At 74.5% G+C, this 19,160-nt stretch carries 3 protein-coding genes; all 3 read right to left on the bottom strand.

Features of this window, described 5'->3' with window-relative positions:
• Positions 1–63: 63 nt before the first annotated feature.
• The 3 genes from OG946_RS34065 to OG946_RS34055 are packed head-to-tail and all read right to left on the bottom strand — an operon-like array spanning position 64 to position 18,979.
• On the bottom strand, positions 64–4,647 hold the full coding sequence (locus tag OG946_RS34065; RefSeq protein ID WP_326799790.1) for a non-ribosomal peptide synthetase: 4,584 nt from the start codon (positions 4,645–4,647) through the stop codon (positions 64–66).
• The gene (locus tag OG946_RS34060; RefSeq protein ID WP_326799789.1) at positions 4,644–9,281 is read right to left on the bottom strand and encodes a non-ribosomal peptide synthetase; all 4,638 of its coding nucleotides are present in this window, start codon (positions 9,279–9,281) and stop codon (positions 4,644–4,646) included. Before OG946_RS34060 ends, OG946_RS34065 begins: the two co-directional genes overlap by 4 nt.
• Complete coding sequence (locus OG946_RS34055; protein WP_326799788.1) at positions 9,278–18,979, bottom strand: non-ribosomal peptide synthetase; 9,702 nt, start codon at positions 18,977–18,979, stop codon at positions 9,278–9,280. The genes OG946_RS34060 and OG946_RS34055 overlap by 4 nt, the downstream gene beginning before the upstream one ends.
• Positions 18,980–19,160: the final 181 nt, after the last annotated feature.

Here is a 19,160-nt window from a genome sequence, read left to right as displayed (position 1 = left end):
TCACGGCGGATCGCTGGCTGCGGCTTCTTTTGGTCCGGGCTCTGCGGGTTTACTTGGCCGGGGTCACAGAAGGTCGTCTTCGGCCAGGTCGGCTTCGAACTCGTCCACCTCGTCCTGGCCGAGGTCGAGCAGCGCGAAGTCGGACGGGGTGTGCCCGCCGGCCGCCGGATCCTCCGTGTGCGCGGCGAGCCCGGCCAGCAGCTCCAGCCAGGCGGCGCCCAGTCGTTCGGTCTCCTCAGCGCCGAGGAGACCGGCCGGCCGGCTCAGGGTCAGCGTCAGCTCGGGGCCGTCGGTGGTGTCGCGGACCACCGCATTCGCCTCCAGCGCGTGCGCCACCGGCAGGTCCGGCGCGGCGGAGCCGCCGACCGCGGTCTCCCCGGATGCCTGCCACGGCTCGGGATCACCGGCTTGCGCGGCGGCAGGGAAGCGGCCGAGGTAGTTGAAACCGATCTGCGGGCGCGGCAGGGCGGCCACGGCGTCGGCGGTCTTGGGGTTGAGGTAGCGCAGCAGCCCGTGGCCGAGGCCGTCACCGGGCACGGCCTGCACCTGCTCCTTGACCGCCTTCAGCAGCGCACCGGCCGCCGGTCCGCCGGCACGCGCGTCGGAAAGATCGACGCCAGAGGCATCAAGGCGCAGGGGGTGGACGGCGGCGAACCAGCCGACCGTACGCGACAGGTCCATGTCCCCGACCGGCTGACGGCCGTGGCCCTCGATGTCGACCAGCACGCCGTGGTCGGTGGTGCCAGCCCGCCAGTGGGCGACGGCCCCGGCGAGGGTCGCCAGCAACACCTCGTGCACGCCGGTGTGGAAGACGGCGGGCGTACGGGTGGTAAGCGTCGACGCTTGCTCGGCGGGCACGGTCCAGCTGTGCGAACGCATGGTCGCCGCGGTGTCGGTGGCAGGGTCGAGGGGGCGGTGGCCGAGGGGCGGTTCGGGGGTGCCGAGGAGGTCGGTCCAGGGCTGGAGTTCGGCGGTGCGGTGACTGCTCGCCGCCTGGGTGACGAGTTCGTGTGCCCAGTGGCGGAAGGGGGTGGGGACGGGGTCGAGGGCGGGCTGCCGGTTGTCGGCGAGAGCCGCGCATGCGGACTGGAGGTCGGGGAGGAGGATGCGCCAGGACATGCCGTCGACCACGAGGTGGTGGACGACGAGGACCAGCCGGCCGACCCGGGACGGCCCGGCATCCAGCCAGACGATGCGGGCCATCGACCCGTCCTCGGGGCGCAACTGCGCGGCAGCGGTGCGGGCTTCGCGCGCGGCGCGCGCGTCGAGGTCGGTGGTGTCGGCGGCGCCGATACGGGTGACGAGACGGGCCGGGTCGACGGTGCCGCGTTCCGGGACGACGAGGCGAGGGTTCGCCCGATCCGACAGGTCCGCGCGGGCCCGTAACACGTCGTGCGCGTCGAGAAGGGCAGCCACACCGGCGGTGAGCACGTCGAGCCCCAGCACGGAAGGTGCACCGACGACCGTCCACTGGGCGAAGCCGGGGGCTGCGGCCCGTACGCCGTGCGCCCGCATCACCGGCGTCCAGGGCGCGTCACCGACACCCGTGTGCGCGATGGCCGACGCCGGCCCAGGCTCGGCGATTACGGCCAGCCGCTCGGGGGTCTTGGCCTCGAAGACCTGCCGCGGGGTCAGCACGAGCCCTTCGCGGCGGGCGCGGGAGGCGAGTTGCATGGAGGTGATGGAGTCGCCGCCGAGAGCAAAGAAGTCGTCGTCCGCGCCGACCCGTTCGAGGCCCAGCACCTCGGCGAACAGGGCGCACAACGCAGCCTCGGTGGGATTCGCGGGAGCACGGCCGGAGACGCGGTCGGCGAGGTCGGGCGTCGGCAGGGCGGCGCGGTCGGTCTTGCCGTTGAGGGTGAGGGGCAGCGCGTCGAGAACGACGAAGGCCGCGGGGATCATGTGCTCGGGCAGCCGGGTGGTGGCGAATTCGCGTACGGCGTCGGTGTCGACGTCGCCGACCAGGTAGGCGACGAGTCGTTTGTCGCCGGGGCGGTCTTCGCGTACGACCACGGCGGCGTGCGACACGTCGGGATGGGCGGCGAGGACGGCTTCGATCTCGCCGGGCTCGATACGGAAGCCGCGGATCTTGACCTGCTCGTCGGCACGCCCGGCGAAGTGCAGCAGCCCGTCGTCGGACCACCGGGCCAGATCGCCGGAGCGGTACATGCGCGCACCGGCCTCGAAGGGGCAGGCGACGAAGCGTTCGGCGGTCAGCCCGCCGCGGCCGATGTAGCCACGAGCCAGGCCGCGCCCGGCGATATACAACTCGCCCACGACCCCCGGGGGTACGGGCCGGAGGAAGTCGTCCAGCACGTAGGTGTGGGCGTTGCCGATCGGGCGGCCGATGGGCGGGGGCGCGTCGTGCGGCTCGATGCCCGCGTCCAGCGGCGTGGCTGTGGTGATCACGCTGGCCTCGGTCGGCCCGTACGTGTTCCACACCCGCGCCTGCCGGGTCCAGCGGGACGCCAGGTCCGCCGTCAGCAGTTCGGCGCCGAGCACCCAGTTCCGTATCCCCGGCACCGCCGCCGGATCGAGAACACTCAGCAGCGACGGCACCACACTCGCCACCGACACATCGGCGCTACGGATCATCTCCGCCAGCGCCGCCGGCTCTTCCCGCTCCTCGCTCGACGCGATCGCCAACGTGCCGCCCGCCGCCAGCGTGACCGCGACATCCAGGACGGCGGCGTCGAAGCTGAACGACGCGAACTGCAACGCCGTCACACCCTCCGCCACCCCCAGCACCGGACGCATCGCCTCCGCAAGATTCGCCGGGCCCTCATGCGGAACCGCCACGCCCTTCGGGCGACCCGTCGATCCCGACGTATAGATCACATACGCAAGCTGCCCCGACTGGAGCATCGTGCCCAACGGCTCAGCCGACTCCGCCGCGACATCGACCGCCGCCTCGTCCAGCCGCACCGCGCCCTCGGGTACCAGCTCTCCGGTGCTCAGCACCACCTGCGCACCGCTGTCGGCAACCATGAAGCCCAACCGCTCCGCCGGATAGGCAGGGTCGAGCGGCACATACGCACCCCCGGCCTTCCACACCGCGAGGATCCCCGCAACCATCTCCACGCCACGCGGCAGACACAGCCCCACCCGCGACTCCCGACCCACACCAAGCCGCTGGAGATACCGAGCCAGCCGATTCGCCCACGCGTCCAACTCCCCGAACGACAGCTCCTCCGCCCCACACCGCACCGCCACAGCAGCGGGTGCCCGCCGCGCCCGAGCCTCGAACCGGTCCAGCACCGAACCCTCCGGCACCGCAAGCCCCGTGCCGTTCCACCCCGACAGCACCGACGCCCGCTCGCGAGCGTCCAGCACCTCCACGTCCCCGACCCGCACCTCCGGATCCGCCACCACCTGCTCCAGCACCCGCACCAGCCGAAGCGCCAGCCCCTCCGCCTCGTCCGCCCCGAACAGATCCGGCCGGTAGGTCAGCCGGACCTCGAGCTGGTCGGCGACATCGACGCCAAGCGTCAGCGGGTAGTTGGTCGCCTCGCGGGAGTCCAGGACGTCGATGGAGAGTGCATCGGGGCCCGCGGTCTCCTCCGCCGGGCGGGGGTAGTTCTCGTAGACGACGAGGGTGTCGAAGGTCGCGCCCGATCCGGCCAGCTTCTGGATCTCCTGGAGTCCGAGGTGCTGGTGCCCCATCAGCGCCGACTGCCGCCGCTGCACGTCCGCAAGCAGATCCGCCACCCGCTGCCCGCCGTCCAGCCGCACCCGCACCGGCAGCGTGTTGATGAAGAGTCCGACCATCGCCTCGACACCCGGCAGCTCCGCCGGACGCCCCGCCACCGTCGCACCGAACACCACATCCGAACGACGCGCCAACCGCGCCAGCACCAACGCCCACGCCCCCTGCACCACCGTGTTGACCGTCAGCCCCCGCCCACGCGCCCACACACCCAGTCCAGCCGTCGCTTCCCGCCCCAGCCGCGCCTCGGTCTGCTCCGGCAGCACCGCCGCCCGCCCGGGGTCCGCGGGCACGACGAGCGTCGGCTCGTCCACTCCCGACAGCTCCGCCCGCCACGCCTCCCGCGCCGCCTCCTTGTCCTGCCGGCCCAGCCAGGCCAGGTAGTCGCCGTACGGAGCGGTGCGCTTGAGCGCGGAGGCGTCGCCGCCCGCCTCGTACACCGCGGACAGCTCGGCGAGCAGCACGGGCATGGACCAGCCGTCCATCAGGATGTGGTGGGTCGTCATCACCAGTCGGTGCCGCCGGTCGCCGAGCCGGACGAGGAGCAGCCGCAGCAGCGGCGGCGTCGCGGGGTTCAGCCGCTGCGCGCGCTCCTCCGCGGCCAGCTTTTCGAGGCGGGCGGCGGCGTCCGGGCCGGTGGCGGCGGACAGGTCGGCCTCGCGCCAGGGAAGCCGGACCTCGCGGGCGATGAGCTGGACGGCTTCTCCGGAGGCGCGCCGGTGGAAGCTGGCGCGCAGGGCGCCGTGCCGGGCGAGTAACGCCTCCCAGGAGGCGCGCAGGCGCGCGGCGTCCAGGGGGCCGTCGAGGCGGAGGACGAACTGCACGGTGTAGAGGTCGGGGCCGGTGTCGTCGTAGCCGGCGTGGAACAGCAGGCCCTCCTGCAGCGGCGACAGCGGCCACACGTCCAGGGCCGGGCGGGTGGCGGCGGCGTGGGTCTTCACCGGGGCAGTCCTCCTTCGATCGTGCCGGCGATCTCTTCGAGCTGTTCGACGTCGTCCTGGCCGAGGTCGAGGAGGGGGAAGTCGGAAGGGGTGTGCCCGCCGGCCACCGGGTCCTCGGTGTGCGCGGCGAGGCCGGCGAGCATCTCCAGCCAGGTGTGCCCGAGGAGTTCGACGTCGGCCCGGTCGAGCAGCCCGGGTGGCCAGCCGAGGGTGAACGACAGCTGGGGGCCGGCTGCCGTGTCGCGGATGACGGAGTTGGCTCCGAGCGCGTGCAGTATCGGCATGTCGAGCGGTGCGGTGCCGCCGATGGCGGTCTCGCCGGCGGGCTGCCACGCCTCGACCGGGCCCGCGGTGGACCCGGCGGGGAACCGGCCGAGGTAGTTGAAGCCGATCTCCGGCTGCGGCAGCGCCGTCATGGCGTCGGCCGTCTCGGCGTTGAGGTAGCGCAGCAGCCCGTGGCCGAGGCCGTCGCCCGGTACGGCCTGGGCCTGCTCCTTGACTGTCTTGAGCAGCCGTCCGGCGGCCGGTCCGCCGGCGCGTACGTCGTCCGGGTCGATGCCGGGCAGGTCGAGGCGCAGCGGGTGGACGCTGGTGAACCAGCCCACCGTGCGGGACAGGTCGAGGTCCCAGGCCGGCTCGCGGCCGTGGCCCTCGACGTCCACGAGGACGCTCCCGCGTGCTCCGGGCCGCCAGTGGGCCACCGCGGCGGCGAGGGTGGCGAGCAGCACCTCGTGGACGCCGCAGTGGAAGACGACCGGTGTACGGCCGGTCAGCGTCACCGCCTGGTCCGACGGGACGGTCCACGACCTGTTCTGCAGCGACACGACGGTGTCGGTCGCCGGGTCCGGTGCCCGGCGGGTCAGCGCGGGCGCGCGTGCGCCGAGTCGTGCGGTCCACTGCTCCAGCTCTGCCCGCCGCTCCTTGCTTGCGGCCTGCGCGGCGAGCTCCCGCGACCAGCGGCGGAACGACGTCGCCACCGGCTCCAGCTCCGGCTTCCGCCCCTCGCCCACCGCCTCGCAGGCGGCCCGCAGGTCGGGCAGCAGGATCCGCCATGACACCCCGTCGACCACGAGATGGTGGACGAGGAGTGCGATGCGCCCCACCCGGGCGGGCCCCGCGTCGAGCCACACGGCGTGGACCATGACGCCGTTCGCCGGGTCCAGCCGGGCGACGGCCGCGCGCGCGGCCTCCTCGGCGAGCCCGTCCAGGTCGTCGACGTCCGCGGCGTCGATACGGGTCACGCGGGCGGCCGGGTCCACCGAGCCGCGCTGCGCGACGAGGAGCCGGGGGGCCGCCTCGTCGGACAGGTCGGCTCTGGCCCGTAGCACGTCGTGGGTGTCCAGCAGCGCGCCGATGCCGCTGGCGAGCGCCTCCGGGCCGAGGCCCGCGGGGGCGCCGACGATCGTCCACTGCGCGAACTCCCGGCCCGCGGTCCGTGGGCCGAGCCGGCGCATCACCGGCGTCCACGGCACCTCGCCGACGCCGCTGTCCGCGCCGCCGGCCGCCGCGGGCGCCGCCGCCCGGGCTGCGGGCACGGCCAGGCGCTCGGGGGTCCGCTCGTCGAAGACCTGCCGGGGCGTGAGCACGAGGCCGGCGCGGCGGGCGCGGGAGGCGAGCTGCATGGAGGTGATGGAGTCGCCGCCAAGGGCGAAGAAGTCGTCGTCCGCGCCGACGCGTTCCAGCCCCAGCACCTCGGCGAAGAGCGCGCACAGTGCCGTCTCCGTCTCGCCCTCGGGCGGGCGGCCGGTGGCGTGCTCGGCGAAGTCCGGTGCGGGCAGGGCGGTCCTGTCGATCTTTCCGCTGGTGGTACGCGGCAGCCCGGGCAGTGCGAGCACCGCGGCCGGCACCATGTAGTCCGGCAGCGCCGCGGCCGCCTCTTCGCGCACCCGCCGCGGGTCGACGTCCTGCCCTTCCGGGACGACGTAGCCGACGAGCCGTTTCTCGCCGGGGCCGTCGGCGCGCGCGACGACCACTGCCTCGGCGACCCCGGCGGCTTCCCGCAGCACGGCCTCGATCTCGCCCAGCTCGATGCGGTGGCCGCGGACCTTGACCTGTTCGTCGGCGCGGCCGGCGAAGACCAGTTCGCCGTCGTCGGTCCAGCGCACGAGGTCGCCGGTGCGGTACATCCGCTCGCCGGGCGTAAACGGGCAGGCCACGAACCGCTCCGCGGTCAGCCCCTGCCGCCCCAGATAGCCGCGGGCGACTCCCGCCCCGGCGAGATACAGCTCGCCCGCCACGCCGGGCGGCACAGGCTGGAGGAACGCGTCCAGCGCGTACACCCGGGAGTTGGTGACTGGGGCGCCGATGGGCGGGGTGCCGCGGGCGTCACGGATCCTGCCGAGCGTGGAGGCAACGGTCGCTTCGGTGACGCCGTACTCGTTGAACAGCTCGCGGCCGGCCAGCCAGCGGCGGCGCAGCTCGGGCGACCCGGGTTCGCCGCCGAGGACGACGCTGCGCAGCTCCGGCAGGTCGGCGGGCGGTACTTCGGCGAGCAGGGTCGGGGTGGTGGCGACGTACGTGACGCGCTCGTCGCGCATCAGGCGGGTCAGCTCGTCGCCGGAGAGGTCGAGCCGGACGGGTCCGAGCACGAGCCGGCCGCCGGCGCAGAGCACCGGCCAGATGTCGCTCATCGAGACGTCGAAGCTCGGCGACACCAGTTGCAGGACACGGCTGCCGGCGCCGAAGCCGTACTGCGCGAGGCGGTCGGCGACGAGGTTGCGCAGGCCGTGGTGGGAGGCGACGACGCCCTTGGGGGTGCCGGTGGAGCCGGAGGTGTAGATGACGTACGCGGCATGATCGGCTGTCAGCGGGCCCCGCCGCTCGTCCGCCCCCAGCACCCCGCCCGGGCACGCGGCCACCTCGGCGGCCACGGCCGGATCATCCAGCACCACCGGCCGCACGCCCTCCGGGAGTACGCCCCGCGTCGCCGACGTGCACAGAACCACCGCGGGATCGGCGTCTCCCAGCACGAACCCCAGCCGCTCGGCCGGATAGTCGGGATCCACGGGCACGAACACGCCCCCGGCAAGCGACACCGCCAGCAGCGCCTCGACCAGCGCCGCCGACCGCTCCGCCACCACCGCCACCCGGACCTCGGGCCCCACCCCCGCCGCGACCAGATACCGGGCCAGCCGCCCCGCACGGTCCCCCAACTCCCCGTACGACAACGACTCCCCGCCCGCCACCAACGCCACCGCCTCCGGCGACCGCCCCACCTGCGCACCGAACGCCTCCGGCGCCAGCGGCTCGGGCACGGGCGCCGCGGTGTCGTTCCAGCGGGTCGTGACCAGCGCGCGCCGCCGCGCGTCGACGGCGTCGAGGCGCCCGACGGGCGCGGCCGGATCGGCGACGAACTGCTCCAGCACCCGCACGAAGGACGCGGTGACGGTCTCGGCCCGGCCGGGCTCGATCACGTCGCGCCGGTAGAAGAGCTCGGCCCTCAGTTGCTCGCCGGGCCAGGCGATGAGCGTCAGCGGGTAGTGGCCGGCGTCCTGGGGCTCGCCGGCGAAGCGGATCGACAGCGCCTCGGGGTCGTCGGACTCGGCGGAGATGAGGGGGTAGTTCTCGTAGACGACGAGGGTGTCGAACGTGGCGCCGGGGCCGGCGAGCTTCTGCACGTCGGGCAGCCCGATGTGCTGGTGCGCCATCAGGTCGACCTGGCGCCGCTGGAGGTCGGCGAGGAGTTCCACCGCGGGGCGGGCGGGGTCGAGCCGGACGCGGACGGGCAGCGTGTTGATGAACAGGCCGACCATCGCCTCGACGCCGGGCAGTTCGGGCGGGCGGCCGGCGGCGGTGGCGCCGAAGACGACGTCGTCGCGGCCGGTCAGCCGGGCCAGCACCAGCGCCCAGGCGCCCTGCACCACCGTATTGACCGTCAGGCCGTGCGCCCGCGCCAGCTCCGCCACTCCCGCCGACAGCTCCGCGCCGAGCGTGAAGCGCACCCGCCCGGGCACCACCGGTCCTTCGAGCGCCTCCGGGGGTACGACGAGCGTCGGCTCGTCGGCCCCGGCCAGCTCGGCGCGCCAGGCGGCCCGCGCCCGGCCCTTGTCCTGGCGGCGCAGCCACACCAGGTACTGCCCGTACGAGGGGGCGGGCTTGAGCATCGACAGGTCGCCGCCCGCCTCGTACACCGCCGCAAGCTCCCGCAGCAGGATGGGCATCGACCAGCCGTCGATGAGGATGTGGTGGGTCGTCACCACCAGCCGGTGCCGCTCCTCGCCGAGCCGGACGAGGAGCAGGCGCAGCAGCGGGGCCGCGGCGAGGTCGATGGGCCGGGCACGTTCCGCGTCGGCCAGTGCCTGGGTCTCGGCGAGCGCGTCGGCCCCGGGCAGCGCGGACAGGTCCGCGTCCCGCCACGGCAGCGCGACCTCACGGGTAATGAGCTGGACGGCCTCGCCCGAGGGGCGCCGGTGGAAGCTGGCGCGCAGTGCCGGGTGCCGCGCGAGCAGCCCGGCCCAGGCGGCGCGGAAGCGCCCGTGGTCCAGCGGCCCGTCCACATCCAGCATGAACTGCACGGTGTAGACGCCGGGGCTGTCGGTGTCGAAGCCGGCGTGGAACAGCAGACCTTCCTGCAGCGGCGACAGGGGCCACATCTCTGCCAGGGCGGAGCCTTTGGCGACGGCTGAGGGGTTCACCGGGTCAGTCCTCCTTGGAGCTTCGCCGCGATCGCTTCGAACTGGTCGATCTCGTCCTGGCCGAGGTCGAGGAGGGGGAAGTCGGAGGGGGTGTGCCCGCCGGCCGCCGGGTCGTCGGTGTGGACGGCGAGCCCTGCAAGCATGTCCAGCCAGATACGGCCGAGGCGGTCGGCGTCCGCGTCGGTCAGGACCCCGCCGGCCCAGGCGAGCGCGAGGGTGACCTCGGGGCCCGCGGCGGTGTCGCGGACGACCGGGTTGGCCTCCAGCGCGTGGGTGATCGCCATGCCGGGTGCGGCCGAGCCGCCGACGGCGGTCTCCCCGGCCGGCTGCCATGCCTCGACGCGGGACGCGCGGGGGCCGGCGGTGAAGCGGCCCAGGTAGTTGAAGCCGACCTGCGGTGCGGGCAGCGCGGCCAGCACCTCGGCCGTCTCCGGGTTGAGGTGCCGCAGCAGGCCGTGGCCGAGGCCGTCGCCGGGCACGGCCTGCGCCTGCTCCTTGACGGACTTCAGCAGCTCGCCCGCGGCCGGGCCGCCGCCGCGGACCTCGTCCAGGTCGATGCCGCGGAGGTCGAGCCGCAACGGGTGGACCGCGGTGAACCAGCCCACGGTCTGCGACGGGTCGAGGTCGCCGAGCTCCTCCCGGCCGTGGCCCTCCATGTCCACCAGCAGCCCCGTGTGCCCGCCGGTGCGCCAGCGCGCGACGGCGGCGGCGAAGGTGGCGAGCAGCACCTCGTGCACGCCGCAGTGGTACGCCGTGGGCGTGCGGGCCAGGAGGGTGGCGGCCTGCTCCGCGGGCACGGTCCACGACGCGCGGCGCTGGGTGCGCGCGGTGTCGGCGGCCGGGTCGAGCGCCCGCCTGCCGAGCAGCGGTTCGGGCTCGACGAGCAGCTTCGTCCACTGCTCCAGCTCCGCCTGGCGCGCCTCGCCCGCGGCCTGGGCGACGAGTTCACGCGCCCAGCAGCGGAACGGCGTCGGCACCGGGTGGAGGCGGGGCGGCCGGCCCGCGGCCAGCGCCTCGCAGGCGTTCTGCAGGTCGGGCAGCAGGACGCGCCAGGACACGCCGTCGACCGCGAGGTGGTGGACGACGAGCGCGAGGCGGCCGGTGCGGTACAGGCCCGCGTCCAGCCACACCACCCGCAGCATCCCTGCGCCGGTCGCGGGGTCCAGCCCGGCCGCCGCCTCGGCCGCCGCCCTGCCGGTCGTCTCGTCCAGCTTGCCGTCCGGCACGTCGGCGGCGTCGACGCGGGTGATCAGCGCGGCGGCGTCGAGGGAGCCGGACTCGGGGACGAGGAGGCGGGGGTACGGGTCGGCCGGGGCGGTGCGGGCGCGCAGCATGTCGTGCGCGTCCAGCAGAGCGGCCACGCCTCCCGCCAGCACCCCGTGCGCCAGCCCGGCGGGGGCGCCCACCACCGTCCACTGCGTGAACCCGGCGCCCGCGACACCCGCGCCGATCCACCGCATCACCGGCGTCCACGCCACCTCGCCCACGCCCGAGCCGCCGTCGCCATCCCCGTTCCCACTGCCCGCGGGCGCCCCCGCGCCGGCTCCGGCGGTCTCCAGGGCCACGGCCAGCCGCTCGGGGGTGCGCTCCTCGAAGATCTGACGTGGCGTCAGCACGAGCCCCGCCTTGCGGGCACGGGACGCCAGTTGCATGGACGTGATGGAGTCGCCGCCCAGCTCCAGGAAGCTGTCGTCCGCGCCGACGCGGGCCAGCCCGAGTACGTCGGCGAAGAGCGCGCAAAGCGCCGTCTCGGCGGCGCCCCGCGGGGCCCGGCCGGCCGCCCGGCCGGCGAAGTCCGGGGCGGGCAGCGCCTTGCGGTCCACCTTCCCGTTCGCCGTCACCGGCATCGCGTCGAGCACCAGCACCGCCGCCGGCACCATGTACTCCGGCAGCAGCTCCGAGGCGTACGCGCGCAGCAAGTCCTCGGTGACGTACCGCCCGCCGTCCGCGACGACGTACCCCACCAGCCGCTTGTCGCCCGGCCGGTCCTCACGGGCGACGACCACAGCCTGCCCGACCGCCTCGTGACCGGCGAGCACCGCCTCGATCTCGCCCAGCTCCACGCGGAAGCCGCGCACCTTCACCTGCGCGTCCGCCCGCCCGGCGAACTCCAGCACACCGCCGCCGGTCCAGCGCACCAGGTCACCGGAGCGGTACATCCGCTCCCCCGGCGCGAACGGGCAGGCCACGAACCGCTCCGCCGTCAGTTCCGGCCGGTCCGCGTAACCCCGGGCCAGGCCCGCGCCGGCGATGTACAGCTCCCCGATCACCCCGGCGGGCACCGGCCGCAGGAAGCCGTCCAGCATGTACAGCCGCATGTTGTCGAGGGGCCCGCCGATCGGCACGGACGGCGGAACGGGCGCGCCGGGCTCGATGCGGTACGAGGTCGCGAACGTGGTGGTCTCCGTCGGCCCGTACCCGTCCACCACCACCAGCTCCGGGCACGCCGCCCGCACCCGGCGCACCGCCTCCGCCTGCACCGCGTCGCCGCCGGTCCACACCTCGCGCAGCCCGCCCAGGCACTCCGGGTCGTCCTGCGCGAACAGGTGGAAGAGCGCGGCCGTCAGCCACATCGCGGAGATCCCGTGCCGCCGGATCAGCTCCCGCAACCGCGCGGGCGTCACCGCGCCGGGCGGGGCGACGACGACCCGGCCGCCGGTCAGCAGCGGCGCCCACAGCTCGTAGGTGGCGGCGTCGAACGTCTGCGGGGAGTGGAAGAGGACCCGCTCGTGGCCGCGGGCGAACCGGCCGTCGCGCGCGAGGTCGGCCACGTCGCCGTGTGTGACCTCGACGCCCTTCGGCAGCCCGGTCGACCCGGAGGTGTACATCACGTACGCCACGTCGTCCGTACCGAGGGACACCGGGTCAGCGGCGGCCGAGGCCAGCAACTCGCCGACCGGGACGACCGGCGCCGCCAGGGTGCCCGACTGCCCGTCCGCCACGGTCAGTACGGTCCTGCCGAGCGCAAGCGCGGTGCGCGCCGCCGGCCAGTCCGCGGCCACCGGGACATAGCCGGCACCTGCCTTGACGATGCCGAGGAGCACGATCACCAGCTCAGCGGACCGCTCCATCACCACGCCCACGAGATCCCCGCGCCGTACCCCGCGCGCGGTGAGCCCGCCCGCCACCCGGTCCGTGGCCTCGTTCAGCTCCGTGTACGTCCACTCCCGCTCGCCGTCGACCAGCGCGACGGCATCCGCGCACCATGCCGCCCGCTCGCCGAACAGCTCCGGCAGCGCACCTTTTGCGAGGGCGCGGTCGGTGTCGTTGAAGTCCCGCAGCACGCGCGCCCGCTCCGGGCCGCCGAGGACATCGAGCCGGCCGACGGGTGCCCCAGGGTCGGCCGCCATCCGCTCCAGGACGTGCACGAGCCGGTCGAGGACGGCACCGGCGGCGGTGGCGTCGAAGGAGTCGAGCCGGTGGCTCAGCTTCAGCCGCAGCCCGCCGGCGGGGTCGGCGACCAGCGTGACGGGGTAGTTCGTCTCACCCCACACCGCGGCCTCGGTGAAGCGCAACCCCGCCGGAGCCGGGCCGTGAGCGGGGCTCAGGTCTTCGGAGTCGCCGGTCCCGGAGGGGAAGTTCTCGAACGCCATCACGGTGTCGAACGTCGCGCCCGGCCCGGCGAGCCGCTGGATGTCCGCGAGACCGAGGTGCTGGTGGTCCATCAGCGCCGCCCGCTGCGCCTGTACGTCCACCAGGAGGTCAGCGACGCGCTGCGCCGGGTCCAGCCGTACACGCACCGGGACCGTGTTGATGAACAGCCCCAGCATGTGCTCCATGCCCGGCAGCTCCGCCGGGCGGCCGGCGACCGCGGCGCCCAGCACCACGTCACTACGGCCCGCGAGCTGGCCCACGACCATCGCCCAGGCCGTCTCGATCACGGTGTTGAGCGTCACCCCGTGCGCGCGAACCAGCCCGGCCAGCGCCTCGTCCAGGGCGGCCCCCGCGGTGCGCACGAGATCCCGGGAGGGGGTGTCGGTGCCGTCGCTGCCGGGCGCGACGAGCGTCGGCTCGTCCACGTCGGCGAGCGCCTGCCTCCACGCCTCGGTGGCGGCGTCCCTGTCCTGGCGGGCCAGCCAGGCGAGGTAGTCGCGGTACGGCGTCACGGGCGGCAGCCCGGCGGCGCTGCCCCCGGCCGCGTAGCAGGCCCACAGCTCGCGCCGCAGAATCGGCACCGACCAGCCGTCGAGCGCCAGGTGATGGAGGGTGAGCACCATCCGGTACCGCTCGGTGCCCGTCCGCAGCAGCGCCACCCGCAGCAGCGGCGGGCGCGCCAGGTCGAACCGCCGAACGCGCTCGGCGGCGGCGATCCGCTCCGACTCCGCCCGCGCCTCGGCGGCGCCCAGCCCGGTCAGGTCTTGCTCGCGCCACGGCAGTTCGGCGTCCTCAACCACCACCTGCACGGGCCGGGCCACGCCGGGCAGATTCCGGAACCCGGCGCGCAGGCTGGCGTGGCGGGCGAGCAGCGCCTGCCACGACGCCCGCAGAACGGCGGCGTCGAGCGGGCCTTCCACGCCGAGCACGAGCTGTCCGATGTAGACGTCGGTGGCCTGCTCGTCGTACACCGCGTGGAACAACAGCCCTTCCTGCAGCGGCGATACCGGCAGCACCTCCACCAGCCCCGGGACGGCGGCCGACAGTTCGCCCAGTACTTCCGGCGCCAGGTCGACGAGCGGTGGCGCGTCGGGAGCACCGGCGGCGCCGGTGACGGTGGCGGCGACGGCGGCGAGCCGGGCGGGGGTACGGAGCTGGAACACCTGGCGCGACGTGAACGCCAGCCCCGCCCGCTGAGCAGCCGACACCAGCAGCATCGAACGGATCGAGTCACCGCCGAGAGCAAAGAAGGAGTCGTCGGCGCCGACGCGCTCCACGCCGAGGACGTCGGCGTACAGCTCGCAGAGCAGCACCTCGCGCGGCGTCGCGGGAATGCGTCCTGTGGTCCCGTTCGCCTCGGGAGCGGGCAGGGCCTTGCGGTCGAGCTTGCCGTTGGGCGTGAGGGGCAGGGCGTCGAGGGCGACGATCGCGGCGGGGACCATGTGCTCGGGCAGCCGGGCCGCGGTGAACTCCCGTACGGCGCCCGGCTCCACGCGGTTGCCGGTCGGTACGACGTATCCGACGAGCCGCTTGTCGCCGGGCTGGTCCTCGCGTACGACGACGGCGGTGTGAGCAACCTCGGGGTGGGCGGCGAGGACGGCTTCGATCTCGCCGGGCTCGATACGGAAGCCGCGGATCTTGACCTGCTCGTCAGCGCGCCCGGCGAAGTGCAGCAGCCCGTCGTCGGACCACCGGGCCAGATCGCCGGAGCGGTACATGCGCGCACCGGCCTCGAAGGGGCAGGCGACGAAGCGTTCGGCGGTCAGGCCGCCGCGGCCGATGTAGCCGCGGGCCAGGCCCGGTCCTGCGATATACAACTCGCCCACGACCCCCGGGGGTACGGGCCGGAGGAAGTCGTCCAGCACGTAGGTGTGGGCGTTGCCGATCGGGCGGCCGATGGGCGGGGGCGCGTCGTGCGGCTCGATGCCCGCGTCCAGCGGCGTGGCTGTGGTGATCACGCTGGCCTCGGTCGGGCCGTACGTGTTCCACACCCTCGCCTGCCCAGTCCACCGCGACGCCAGGTCAGCGGTCAGCAACTCCGCACCCAGCACCCAGTTCCGTACGCCCGGCACCGCCGCCGGATCGAGAACACTCAGCAGCGACGGCACCACACTCGCCACCGACACATCGGCGGTACGGATCATCTCCGCCAGCCCCGCCGGCTCTTCCCGCTCCTCGCTCGAAGCGATCGCCAACGTGCCACCCGCCGCCAGCGTCACAGCGACATCCAGCACCGCGGCGTCGAAGCTGAACGACGCGAACTGCAACGCCGTCACACCCTCCGCCACCCCCAGCACCGGACGCATCGCCTCCGCAAGATTCGCCGGGCCCTCATGCGGAACTGCGACGCCCTTCGGTCGGCCCGTGGATCCGGAGGTGTAGATCACATACGCCAGCTCATCGAGCCCGACGCGCCGCTCCACCGCCGCACCGGGCTCCGCCTCGATCGCCGCCGCGGCCTCGTCCAGCAGCACGACCCGGGCCGCCCCCTCGGGCACCCCGGCCATCGACCCGGCCGCGCCGACGACCACCGCGGCTCCGCTGTCGGCGATCATGAAGCCCAACCGGTCCGCCGGATAGGCAGGGTCGAGCGGCACATACGCACCCCCGGCCTTCCACACCGCGAGGATCCCCGCAACCATCTCCACGCCACGCGGCAGACACAGCCCCACCCGCGACTCCCGACCCACACCAAGCCGCTGGAGATACCGAGCCAGCCGATTCGCCCACGCGTCCAACTCCCCGAACGACAGCTCCTCCGCCCCACACCGCACCGCCACCGCAGCGGGCGCCCGCCGCGCCCGCGCCTCGAACCGGTCCAGCACCGAACCCTCCGGCACCGCAAGCCCCGTGCCGTTCCACCCCGACACCACCGACGCCCGCTCGGTCTCGGCCAGCGCGTCGATGTCGCCGACCCGCGTGCCCGGGTCGGCGGCCATCTGTGCCAGCACGCGGACGACCCGGTCGGCCACGGCCTGTGCGGACCGCTCGTCGAAGGCGTCCAGCCGGTAGTCGAGCCAGAGCTTCATTCCGTCGTCGGGCTCCACGCCCAGGGCCAGTGCGTACGTCGTCGACTCGCGCAGCCTGGACTCCGTGACTCGCAGGGGCTCCGACGGCGCGCTCGCACCGGCGCCGTATGCCCGGAGCGTCATCAGGGTGTCGAACGTGGCGCCGGGCCCGGCGAGCCGCTGGACGTCCGCGAGACCGAGGTGCTGGTGGTCGAGGAGCGCGGTCTGCTGTGCCCGGACCGCGTCGAGCAGTTCGGCGATCGTCTGCGCCGGGTCCAGCCGGACCCGCACGGGCACCGTGTTGAGGAACAGCCCGACCATGTCGGCCACGCCCGGCAGCTCCGCCGGCCGGCCGGCGACCACGCCGCCGAAGACGACGTCGCTACGGCCCGCGAGCTGCCCGACGACCATTGCCCACGCGGCCTCCAGCAGCGTGTTCAGGGTCAGGCCGCGGCGGCGGGCCAGGTCTGGCAGCGCCGCCGTCAGCCCGGCGCCCGGTTCTACGACCACCTTGCCGGTCGGTGCCGGTTCACCGTCCTGCCGTGCCGGTGCCACCAGGGTCGGCTCGTCCACGTCGGCGAGCGCCTGCCGCCACGCCTCAGCGGCGGCCTCCTTGTCCTGCCGGGCCAGCCACGCCAGGTGGTCGCGGTGCGGTGTCGCGGGCGGCAGGGTGGAAAGGTCGGCGCCCGCCGCGTAGAGGGTCCACAGCTCGCGGAGGACACTCAGCAGCGACCAGCCGTCCAGGGCGATGTGGTGGAGGGTGAGCACCATCCGGTACCGCTCGGTGCCGACCCGCAGCAACGCCACGCGCAGCAGCGGCGGCTGCGCCGGATCGAACCGCCGCGCCCGCTCGGCGTCCGCGATCCGCTCCGACTCCGCCCGCGCCTCCGTGACGCCCAGCGCGGACAGGTCCTCCTCGCGCCACGGCAGCTCGACGTCCTCGACAACCACCTGCACCGGCCGCCTCATGCCTGCCGGCTGCCGGAAACCGGCGCGCAGACCGGCATGACGGTCCAGCAACGCCTGCCACGCCGGCCGCACCAGGCGCGGGTCCAGCGGCCCGTCGACATCCAGGATCAGTTGGCCGACGTATGCATCCGGCGCCTGGTCGTCGTACAGCGCGTGGAAGAGCAGGCCCTCCTGCAGCGGCGAGAGCGGCAGCACGTCCGCCAGCCCGGGCACCGCCGCCGCCAACTCCGCCCGCTGCTCGGCGTCGAGGTGCAGCAGCGGCGCGTCAGCGACCGTTTCTGCCTGGGCCGCGCCGTGGCCCGACGCGGCAAAGGCCGCCAGCCCCGCCGGTGTCCTGCCGTCGAACACCTGCCGGGTGGTCAGCGTGAAACCGGCCTCGCGCGCGGCGGACACCAGCAGCATCGAGCGGATCGAATCGCCGCCGAGAGCAAAGAAGTTGTCGTCGGAGCCGACGTGCTCGACGTGCAGCACGTTCGCGAACAGCTCGCACATCCGCTGCTCCAGCGGCGTCGCGGCGGCGCACACGCGTGCGGAACCGCCGTGCTCGGGCGGCGGCAGAGCGGCGCGGTCGACCTTGCCGTTGGGGGTCAGCGGCAGCGCGTCCAGAACCACGAGGGCGACGGGCACCATGTGCTCGGGCAGCCGCCCGGCGGCGAACTCCCGGAGGCCATCCGCGTCTACGCCTCCCTGGGCCGCCACGACGTAGCCCACGAGCCGCTTGTCGCCCGGCCGGTCCTCCCGTACGACGACCGCCGCCTGCGACACCCGCGGATGGGCGGCGAGCACCGACTGCACCTCGCCGGGCTCGATGCGGAAACCCCGGATCTTCACCTGCTCGTCGGCGCGGCCCACGAACACCAGCTCGGCGTCCGCCGTCCATCGGGCCAGGTCCCCCGAGCGGTACATCCGCGCACCGGCCGCGAAGGGGCAGGCGACGAACCGCTCCGCGGTCAGCCCGCCCCGGCCGATGTAGCCGCGGGCCAGACCGGCACCGGCGATATACAACTCCCCGGTCACGCCAGGCGGCACGGGTCGCAGCCGGGCATCCAGCACGTAGACGCGGGTGTTGCCGAGGGGGCGGCCGATCGGGGGCGGCGCGTCGTCCGGGTCGATGCCGGCGGCGAGCGGGGTGGCGGTGGTGATCACGGTGGCCTCGGTCGGCCCATACGTGTTCCACACCCGCGCCTGCCGCGTCCACCGCGACGCCAGGTCGGCGGTCAGCAACTCGGCGCCCAGCACCCAGTTCCGTACGCCCGTGACCGCTGCCGGATCAAGGACGCTCAGCAGCGACGGCACCACACTCGCCACCGACACACCCGAGCTACGGATCATCTCCGCCAGCGCCGCCGGCTCCACCCGCTCCTCGTCCGACGCGATCGCCAGCGTGCCGCCCGCCGCCAGCGTGACCGCGACATCCAGCACCGCCGCGTCGAAGCTGAACGACGCGAACTGCAACGCCGTCACGCCCTCGGCGACACCCAGCACCGGACGCATCGCCTCCGCCAGGTTCGCCGCACCACCGTGCGGGACCGCGACTCCCTTCGGCCGGCCCGTCGATCCGGAGGTGTAGATCACGTACGCCAACTGCCCCGGCGCCGGCGACCTGCCCGGCGGCTCCGCCGATGCCGCGGCGATGTCCTCCGCCGCGTCGTCCAGCGACACCACGCGCCCCGCCGACTCCGATACCACCCCCGCCGTGGCACCGGTCGTCAGCACGACCGTGGCTCCGCTGTCGGCGACCATGAACGCCAACCGCTCCGCCGGATGCGCCGGATCCAGCGGCACGTACGCGCCCCCGGCCTTCCACACCGCGAGGATCCCCGCGACCATCTCCACGCCCCGCGGCAGACACAGCCCCACCCGCGACTCCCGGGCCACGCCCAGCCCTCGCAGATACCGCGCCAGCCGGTTCGCCCGCTCGTCCAGCTCCCCGTACGACACCGTGTCCGCGCCGCATCGCACGGCACACGCCCCCGGCGTGCACCGCGCCCGCGCCTCGAACCGGTCCAGGACCGTCCCGGACGGCACCGCGAGGCGCGTCTCGTTCCACCCCGACACCACCAGCCCCCGCTCCCCCGTACCCAGCAGATCCACGTCGCCCACCCGGGCGTCCGGGTCGGCACTCACGCGCTCCGCGAATCTCGCAAACACCCGTCTCAGCGCCGCCCCCGTCTCCGATATGGATTCGGGGGCCGCGCACGCGGGCACCGCACCTTGCGCCCCGCCCCCGCATATCGCTCCGCGCCCGGATATCGCTCCGCCGTCCGCCCTGCCTGCCTTCCCCAATGCGGCGAGCAATCCCACAGCC

This window comes from Streptomyces sp. NBC_01808 (assembly GCF_035917395.1).
Taxonomy (GTDB): domain Bacteria; phylum Actinomycetota; class Actinomycetes; order Streptomycetales; family Streptomycetaceae; genus Streptomyces.
This window is presented reverse-complemented; position numbering and strand designations above follow the sequence as displayed.